Source organism: uncultured Acetatifactor sp., assembly GCF_948601915.1.
Lineage (GTDB): Bacteria > Bacillota > Clostridia > Lachnospirales > Lachnospiraceae > Acetatifactor.
Map to the genome: position 1 here is coordinate 1 of NZ_CAPDXS010000182.1, position 9012 is coordinate 9012.

Annotated in this window: 5 protein-coding genes; 1 reads left to right on the forward strand and 4 read right to left on the reverse strand. The window is 57.7% G+C overall.

Features of this window, described 5'->3' with window-relative positions:
- Positions 1 to 219 precede the first annotated feature (219 nt).
- Positions 220 to 552, forward strand: coding sequence for a helix-turn-helix domain-containing protein (locus Q2B33_RS21585; protein ID WP_296466360.1), 333 nt, complete (start codon positions 220 to 222; stop codon positions 550 to 552).
- Positions 553 to 693: 141 nt separating this feature from the next.
- Here Q2B33_RS21585 and Q2B33_RS21590 read toward each other — a convergent pair whose 3' ends face one another.
- From Q2B33_RS21590 to Q2B33_RS21605, 4 genes are all read right to left on the reverse strand, one after another.
- Positions 694 to 4656, reverse strand: a complete 3963-nt coding sequence (locus Q2B33_RS21590) for an AAA family ATPase (RefSeq protein ID WP_300783658.1) — start codon at positions 4654 to 4656, stop codon at positions 694 to 696.
- Between the two features lie 179 nt (positions 4657 to 4835).
- A complete protein-coding gene (locus tag Q2B33_RS21595) occupies positions 4836 to 6359 on the reverse strand; it encodes a hypothetical protein (protein WP_300783656.1) in 1524 nt (507 codons plus the stop codon).
- The gene (locus Q2B33_RS21600) at positions 6344 to 7942 is read right to left on the reverse strand and encodes a hypothetical protein (protein ID WP_300783654.1); all 1599 of its coding nucleotides are present in this window, start codon (positions 7940 to 7942) and stop codon (positions 6344 to 6346) included. The genes Q2B33_RS21595 and Q2B33_RS21600 overlap by 16 nt, the downstream gene beginning before the upstream one ends.
- Before the next feature lie 352 nt (positions 7943 to 8294).
- Positions 8295 to 9012, reverse strand: a 718-nt coding sequence (locus Q2B33_RS21605; RefSeq protein ID WP_300822822.1) for an AAA family ATPase, incomplete at its 5' end; no start/stop codon positions are given.

The window sequence follows — 9012 nt, forward strand, 5'->3', positions numbered from 1 at the left end:
GCCCGCCCGTAAATTTTACGGGAACATATCGTCATAAAGCGGGCTCAGTGTGGGAATGGAGGGCTGGCCGGGAAAACATAGTCCTTAAGCAAAAGATGGGAGAGGAGATAACAGCAAAAAGCGTATGAAAATAATGCACTGTGTGGATTACGGGAATTTCCGGCGGTTAGTATTATTTGGGTATACTATAAGACAAACTATGAACATGGGAGGGATTCTATGGAACAGAAGACACTGGGCAGGCGTATCCGGGAGGAGAGGCTGAAGCTGAATCTGACACAGGAGAAGCTGGCGGAGGATGTAGACCTTTCCATGGCGTATATCGGGCAGATTGAACGGGGAGAGCGCAGCCTGACTTTGGATAACCTGGTGGCGGTGGCGAACCGGCTGGGCGTCACGGTGGATTACCTGCTCTCGGATTCCATCACTGCCAAAGACGATGCGGAATACCTGATATTGCGGCAACTATTAAACGGCAGGACGAAAGAGGAGAGGGCCCTGGCAGTGAATATGGTGAAGCTCATGTTCGGGTATCTGGATAGAAGCCTGTGAACCACGGCGGTGCTTCTGGCCAAAGAACGGCATCCAGGCCGTGTAAGGCCTGGATGCTTCGTTCCTGGCTGCCCGGAGAGGGCTGTGGGTTCCGGGCAGGCAGTACCTTTTGGAATCCCGGAAAATCCCCGGGGCGGCTCCTCAGGCTTCCCTACCCGAACATCTGCGGTAAAACCGGATAAATTCCTTACCCGTCATGGTCTCCTGCTTCACCACCTCCGCGGCCAGCGTCTCGATGAGCTCCTTCTTGTCCGCCAGAAGGCCCCGGGTTTCCTGATAGAGCTGTTTCAAAAGCTTGTTGACCGCCTGGTCGCTCTGCTCGCGGAAGGTCTCGGAGCAGTTGTATGCGCTTGCGTCGAGATGCTGCGCTGTGGTCTGGCAGAGGGCCATGAATCCGAATTCTTCCGTAAAGCCCAGACGTTCCACCATCATGCGGGCCCAGTAGGTCGCTTTTTCCATATCTCCGGAGGCGCCTGTGGAGATATGCTCCTTCCCGTAGACGATCTCCTCGGCGACTCTTCCGCCCATGGAGGAACGGATGCGAATCTGGAAATCCTCTTTCGTCCAGAGGCTGCTCTGGCTGGGCTGCACATACCCCAGAACGTCGCCTCTCGGGAGGGAGGTGATCTTCTCGAAAGGCTCGCGGCCGGACAGGATCTCCACCAGCGCGTGTCCCACCTCATGGACGGAGACGGCGAAGCGCCCCTTGTCGTTCTTGCCCGTGTTGGAGCCGCTGTCCTTGTCCACGGGGTGCGGGTCGCCCACGGTGAACCGCTCCACCGCCTCGTAGAGATTGCGGTAGAGGAACCCCAGCTCCTCGCTGTCCCCAAAACGAAGTTCCCTTTGCTCCAGCGGCTTCCGGGGCAGGTGCAGTTCCTGATTGTACATGATGAACGCAGTGTTGATGATGTTTTCGATATCTCCGGGCGTGCGTCCCGCGGTGAGCTCCGCGGTTTCCTCCGCCAGTTTCAGGATGCCCCGGCTCTCCGCCTCGGAGAGGACATGCTCGCCCTTCTCGTTGGGTTCCGTGCCAAACTGCACCAGGATCCCACAGCGCGCGCGGATGCTCTTCTCCGCCAGCTCGCAGCGGGCCTTGCTGTCCGGCAGCGTGAAGAACAGCTTCTTGTCGATTCTGCCGGAGCGGGTAAAGGCAGGGTCCAGGGACTCGTAGGCGTTGGTGGCGGCAAGGATGAACACATTGGACCGCTGCTCGATGCCGTCCATCTGCCTGATCAGCTCGATGAAATGAGAGTAGTTCCCATTCTCAAACCGGTTCTTGGCGATGGCGTCCACTTCGTCGATGAAGATTACACACACGTCGTAATCCTCGGCCCTGTCAAAAATGCTTCCGATGAAGCTGACCGGCATGGTGGTGATCTCCGGAGCCGACAGGGACATGAAGCCCACCCGCTTGTTGGAGGTCTCGGAGCCTTTCTCAAACTTCTTCTGGAGCTCGCCTGCCATGGCCCGGGCGATGAAGGTCTTGCCCACGCCCGGAGGGCCCAGCAGCAGCGCGCCCTTGGGAACAGTGATGTGATAGCGGTCGTACAGGAGCTTCTCCGCCAGCATGTCAATGATGCTCTGCATGTACGCGATCTGGTTTTCACAGCCCACCAGATTTTCGAAACGGGTCTCGATGTCGGAGATCATCTGGATGCGCTCCGCATCATTGGTATTGGCGGCGTAAGCGGTTCCGCCCTTGCGCCGGACCGTGTCAAGCTGGCGCTTCACGTCCCGCTTGATCGAGGCCATGATGGTTTCCATCTGCCCGGTGATTCCGTTGTCCTCCGTGCTGTCGAAATCAATGCCGTCCATGCAGCGCCCAAGGAAACTCTCAACGCCCGCGTAGTTGGCGAAATACGGGGAATTCTGGGGCTGGGCTCCCCACATGAAGAATCTTGTGAGCAATGCCTTCTGATTCTTGAACAGCTTCGTCAGAATGTCGCATTTCTTAGGATCCACATTTCCCTGCTGGTCTTCCAATTCCCTGATGAGCTTGCTGTACAACTGGTCTTTTGTGGGCGGTGCCAGCAAGACCCGTTTCAGGCGCCTGTAGAGCCCCTTGTTCTGGCTCAGCATCAGGCGGATTTCATCCTCGTAGCCTGCAATCCAGATGGGAGGGATACCGGGCTTTATATATCTCTTTCCCCCGTTGACCGCCCCTGTCTCAAAATCCACCGATAACGTGAGCCTGTCGCCGCCGCTGCCGCCGGTGGACGCATCGACCTTGGTCCTGCCCGTCATCAGCGGAAGCAGAAGGGAGACCGCCTCCCGTCCAAAGTCGTCTGACATCAGCTCGTAGGCCTCGTCCACAAAGAAAATCGCATCCTCCTGCGCCGCCTGCAGCAGCTTGCTCAGAACCTCATACTTTGTCCAGCCCTCATAGGCTCCCTTCAAATCCGACGGGGAATACTCCCGCACCTCCTTGTGGAAGATGGATGCCCCCAGTTTCTTCGCTATGCTGGTTTTTCCTGTGCCGGCCTCGCCGATCAGCGCGATATTCGGAATCTTTCCGGTCCTGTTGAACTCATTCTTCATCTCCAGAGCCAGGGAGAGGATGCTCTGATCCGGCACCATATCGCCATATAACAGCGATTCCATCTCCTCACGGCTGATTTGCTCCAATCTGGCGGGATCCATGATGAGCCGGTGCACACCGAAGCGGAGGATGGCTTTTTTGACGGCCTTGTAGAGTCCGCAGTTCTTCATGAAGCTGGAGAAATCTTCTTGAAAGAGGGCTCTTTCAGGGAGCTCTTCGCCGGGGAAGGAGTCCCGTTGCCTCAGTTCGCTGAGGCTTGTGCAGTAGGGCTCCTTCTGGGTGGGAGTATTTACGGTGATCCCAAGGGAGTATTGCTGCGGTAAAAGGGAGACATCTGTCTTACCCTCGAAAAAGACCGCTTTCAGCACGTTGATGCGGGCGCCGGTTTCAAAGCGGCTGTAGTCCATAGTATAATGACCCTCAGTGTTAAGGGGAGAAATCCACTGTGCAGTCAGCTCAAAATCCTCTGTTTTGGCAAAGAACCGGTCCTCCTTGCCGACAATATGATTGAAGACGATGCCGTCTGCTTCGTAGGTTTCCGCGCCGGAGAACGCGCTGCGGAGGGCGCAGAGATAGGCGTGGTACAGGGTGGCGGCGGATTCTTCCGTCAGGCTGTCCGGATCCGGCAGCCGCGGAGGCGTGAAAACGACGCCGCTGTACTTGCTTTTGGCAATGCCTTGATTTTCAATGGTGTACTGGTAGGCTCCGTTGACGTTTCTGAAGATTACATCCATGTAGGGCAGGGCCACGTCCTGCTCAGGGCTGGCGGCCAGCGTTTCGTAGTCATCCGTTGTTGCATGAAAGATTACCGTGTCCTTCGTCTTGCTGATCATCCGGCACATCTTTCCGTTTAAGAGCCGACAGAATGTCACATCTTCCCCGTCTGTTTCCAGGAAAACGTGAAAAAATACATCGAAATCTAAGCTATAATAGCTATCGGGAATCTCCAGGGCGGTCTCTTCATCAATGCGCTCAACCCACTGGCTCACACTGTCGGGATACGCACCCAAGTACAGCCGCTTTTCGTCCGCTTCTACAATACCGCCGGACAGGCCGCAGGAAATCTGGCCGGGCATGTCGTAGGGATCCGGGTCGTACCCGAAGGAGTCGAACCCGAGGAAATACACGGTTACATCGCGGCCGTCCTTTTTCGCCGAGCACCTCACCGGGCACGCATAGATCGTTCCCTGTACCGCCTCGAACTCTTTATACAGGATTTCCAGATTGGAGACATCCGTGTAAACCGTGTCCCGATACCGGATTTCTCTGACGGTGGCTTCGGGAACCGCGCAGTAATACAACAGCGTGGAGAGGGCGGCAAACTCATCGCAGGGAACGGTGAAATCGCCGTCGGTCCCTGCGACGATCCGACATGCGCGGTCCGCTGAACCATTGCTGTAGAGCGTCTGCCTGTCGGGGGCGAGACGATTCTTCCACTCCTCCACGTTGTTGTAAAAGTCGCTGGAATCTCCGGCAATCTCCAGATGCACCGCGGAGACCGGGGAATTGCTGTCCTCCGGCTGGGGGACAATCAAAATGCTGTACTGCTTTGTTTCGCCATTCACTGTGTCTTTTTCCTCCTCAACTCTTTTTCTGATTTGCTCCGGCGTCTCGGCTTTTGCAGCCTTATTCAGCCCATCATAATATTAGTATATAGCAGATAAAAAAACAACTGGTAGCATAACAAGCTGCATTGTATTTACCCGGAATGTATCCCTTCGGAAGGTCATCCGCGCCGGAGAGGTCAGTATGACCTTTCCGCCATTTCCCGCACACGCTGGAAGGAGACTGCCGCCTGTGGGCTCACTTCCATCTCCTCCAGATTGTCAAAGGCCCAGCGGAACGCAGCCGGGATACCGTCGGGAGCCTCTTCGTTGAAGTTTTTGACTGTCCGGCGGGGGCTGCAGGTTCCGGACAGGCAGTAGCGTTTGAAATCCATGAAAACGTCCAGGCAGCTCCGCCCCTGGTTCTCATGGAAGGCGGGCTGCAGCCGAAACGCCCCGCCCACGTCCCCGGGAAACTGCGCCTGATACCCTTCGTCCAGACGGAGATAGTCAAAGCAGCAGCAGCCGTTCGTCTGCCTGTAAGCCTCTTTCAGCAGCCTTCCCGCCTTCTCATAGGCTTCCCTGTAATTCTCCTTCCCTGCCAGGAAAAAGATACAGCCGCTTCCCAGGTGGATGGCCAGCGGAATGTAGAGATACCTTCCTCCGCTCTGCTCCAGGATTTCCCGAAGGCCGTCGGCCTGGGACAGCTCCAGCATGCAGAAGCCCTGGCTGTCCGTATGCCAGTCTCCGGAGTTCTCCTGGCCCCCCAGGTCTTTTCTGTAGAACTCGTAGCCCTCGCCGCTGTCGCAGTATGCCTCGAAAAGGCGCAGGGAAAAGTCCTGTTTCCTGGGCTCTCTGGGCGGATTCTCCGCCTTGTCCTTTCTCCCCAGGGGATATCCGCTGTCCTGCAGCCAGGTCTTGACCTTGATGTGGACTGCCATCCGCTCCAGACGGGCGGTCAGCCAGGGCAGATAGTCCTCTTTCCGGATCGTCTCCCCGTTCCTGTTCTTCACGGAACGTTTCAGATTGTGGAGCCGGGCTGCGATTTCCGTGCCTCCGGCGCCCCGTTCCTGGCGTATCAGCGCTGCCGCCTCCGCCAGCTTCTTTTCCACGTTCGCCTTGACTGCCAGGTCTTCGCCGGCCACGCCTGTCTTATGCAGCAGCCTTTTCAGCCACAAATGGGCGTTGGCTATGCTGTTGTCTTTATAATAGATGTCCCGCACCGCCAGATATTCCACCAGCCACAGGTAATAGTCCGTGTCGGTGATCAGCCCGGCTCTGTAAGCGGCATCTCTCAGCCATAGCTCCTCCCAGAAGTCCCGGCGCTCTTTGCGGCCCTTTTCCGGAACCGTTTTTGTCAGCAGCCCTTTAGCCCAGGCCGGATGCTCCGCCATGGCCGCCGCAAGCTGCTCTTTGATGCGGGACTCGTCCCCGGGCTTTAGGGGCTGCTTCGCCAGATGCCAGGGGTAGTCCCAGCTCCCGGGCCGGCTGTTGGGGCAGAACGGGGCCATATATTTCTCCAGCGGGTTGGGAGACTCATGGCCGTCCCCGGCCAGGTGCTCCGAGAGCGACCGGTCAAGGCGCTTGAGCAGTCCCGAGACGCCCTCTGCCCAAAAGGCTCTGTAGAGAAAGGATTTTTCCCGTTTGTCGTCATATTTGCACTGGTAATCGTAGATGATGTCGCTGTAGAAGGCTCCGCGGATTCCGTTCACAGATTCTCCCATTGCAGCCTCCTTTCATAGTTGCCCGCCTGCCGGCAGGGGCCGTCGGAGACGCGGCTGTATACGTCCAGCGTCTTATCGGTATCCGCCAGGGGGGAGAGGTTCCGTTCGGCCAGATACAGGCCCACGATTCTCTCCAGTTCCTGATAGAAGTCCCGCAGCACATCCGGCCTGGCCTTCTCGAAGGAGGCCGTGAACCGCCTGCAGGCTTCGAGGTACTCGGCTTTACAGGCAAAGCTCAGGGCGAGGGATGCCAGGTAGTCCGCCCTTTCATACTCCTGGGCCCACTGCTCCATCGCGGCGGCTTCGAATTCGGCCTTGGTCTCGAAATCAGGGAACGGATAGGGGTCGTTGTCATCCTCATAAGCGTCATAATCCCCATAAGCATCGTAATCGTCGTAATCGTCAAAATCCTCATAAGCATCATCGTCCTCATAGCCGTCGCCGCCATCGGAGCCGTCCTCATAGCTGCTATTGCTGTCCGTGCTGTCCGTTTCAGCCTCATCGCGGCAAGCCTTCAGCTGCGCCGTTTCTTCCGCCCGGACTGTCGCGTTCGCCGGGGCTGCCGCGTTGTCCGGAGCCGTTTCCTCGTCCGGGGCTGTCGCTTTTGCCAGGGCTGCCACTTTGCCAGGGGCTGCCGCGTTGTCCGGAGCCGTTTTATCGCCCAGGGCTGCTGCTTTGCCCAGGGCTGTTTCATCTGCCAGGGCTGCTGCTTTGCCCAGGGCTGTTTTATCTGCCGGGACTGCTGCTTTGCCCAGGGCTGTTTCATCTGCCGGGACTGCTGCTTTGTCCGGAGCTGTTTCTTCCGCCCGGACTGTGGCTCTCGCCTGGGCTGCCGCGTTGTCCGGAGCCGTTTCCTCGTCCGGGGCTGTTTCCTCGCCCGTGGCTGTCTCTTTGTCCGGGGCTGTCTCTTTGCCTGGGGCAATTTCTTTGTCCCTGCTTCCCTGGAAAGCGCGCGAATGGTGCCTGATGTAGATTCGTTTCATATTGCCCTCATTCGTCAGGCGCTTCAGGTTGTTCTGGCGTTTCCACCAGGGGCTCAGGGCGCTGTCGTCGGTGATCCTCTGGGGATCCACAAGGGTCTTGTAGAGATGGAAGCCGAAGTGCTCGTCATAGCCCTCGTACAGCTCGTTGCGTTTCCCCCCATCGGGCTCGGCCATGACGCACCATCTTCTGGTCAGGCGCCTGGCCTGTTCCAGCAGGAATGCAAAATCCGTCCGCTCTTTCTCCACAGAGCCGTAAGGATAGGCTTTCGCATACGCCCCCTGGCACAGGCTGCACCGCATGACCAGGTAGAGGTAGAGGCCGTACAGCTCCCGCCGCTCCCGGATATAGGGCTCCGCCAGGCTCTCCCCGGTGCTCGGATCTTTGTCCGTGCTTTCCCGCAGGGTCTCCACCCAGCGCTCCACAAGCTCTTCCACCAGACCGCAGAGCTTCTCCTGGCTGAAGTCCCCCTTGCTGTCCGTGATCTCCTGCCGGAAGGAGAAGCCGTGCCCCTTCATGTGGCCTAAGAGCCTGTCTGTCACTTCCTCCATGCAGGCAAGGTTCTTTCGGTAATCTTCCTGTTTTCCCTGAAAAAATTTCATGTCTTTCCCACCTTTCTTTTCCGGAATTTTTCCTGAAATCTACAGAATCACCGGTCGTGATTCATGCCGCACATTGTAGGGATCATACTCCTGAGCGCCCTCATTGCCCCTTTCCGTTCTGCATGGCAGGGCGTCCGCCTGCCGTACATTTCCTAGGGCAGATCATTCCATAGAGCAGATGTCTGAGGCCGTGAGTACAGCGGTCGCCGGACATGTTCCCGCCCTGGACAGAGGGTCATATTCCGGCGGCCATGAGTACACTATATCAGATAGCCGCCTTCTTGTCTGTAAATTTTACAAAAGCAAGCCGCCGGAACCCGCCGCTGATAAGGAATTGTCTTTCCGACAGTTCCTACCGGAAGCCTATGGGCGCGGATTTTTTTCCCTCCTGTCTCTCCGGTATGGCCTGCATATTGTCCGGCAGGGAAAAATCCTCTTCCCCAAGGATAAAATCCTTTACCGCCCCGTCGGCGGCTTCCGCCCCTTCCCCGTAGACCCGCAAGGCATAGCCCAGGATCGCGTTTTCCACCAGATTCCTGCAGAACCGCCCGTTCCCCGCGTCGGAACGGTGCTTCGCCTCCCCGCAGAGGGAGACCGCCTTTTCCAGCGCCCGGGGGCAGAGGGAGAAGCCGCGCTTCTGCGCCTCTAAGGTGACGATTTGCGCCATCTCGTCGGTAGAGTAGTCGGGGAAGCTGATGCGGAAGGGGACGCGGGATCTCAGCCCCGGATTCATGGAGAAGAAGTTTTCCATCTCTTCCGGGTAACCGGCGAAGACTACGACTGTGTCGCTCCGGCTGTTCTCCATCTCCTGTACGATGGTGTTGATCGCCTCATAGCCGAAGTCCCTCTGGGAGTCCGATGCAAGGGAATAGGCCTCGTCGATGAACAGGAGCTTCCCCCTGGCCTTCTTGAACACGGACTTCACGTTGATGGCGGTCTGGCCGATATAACCTGCCACCAGATCCGCCCGGCCTGCCTCCACGATCTGGCTGCTGGAAAGGATTCCGATCTCCTTGAAGATTCCGGCCAGGATCCTGGCCACGGTGGTCTTCGCCGTACCGGGGTTCCCC

Coding starts and splice junctions, on each gene's coding strand:
- Q2B33_RS21585 (WP_296466360.1), top strand. CDS start 220: ATGGAACAGAAGACACTGGGCAGGCGTATCCGGGAGGAGAGGCTGAAG.
- Q2B33_RS21595 (WP_300783656.1), bottom strand. CDS start 6,359: ATGGGAGAATCTGTGAACGGAATCCGCGGAGCCTTCTACAGCGACATC.
- Q2B33_RS21600 (WP_300783654.1), bottom strand. CDS start 7,942: ATGAAATTTTTTCAGGGAAAACAGGAAGATTACCGAAAGAACCTTGCC.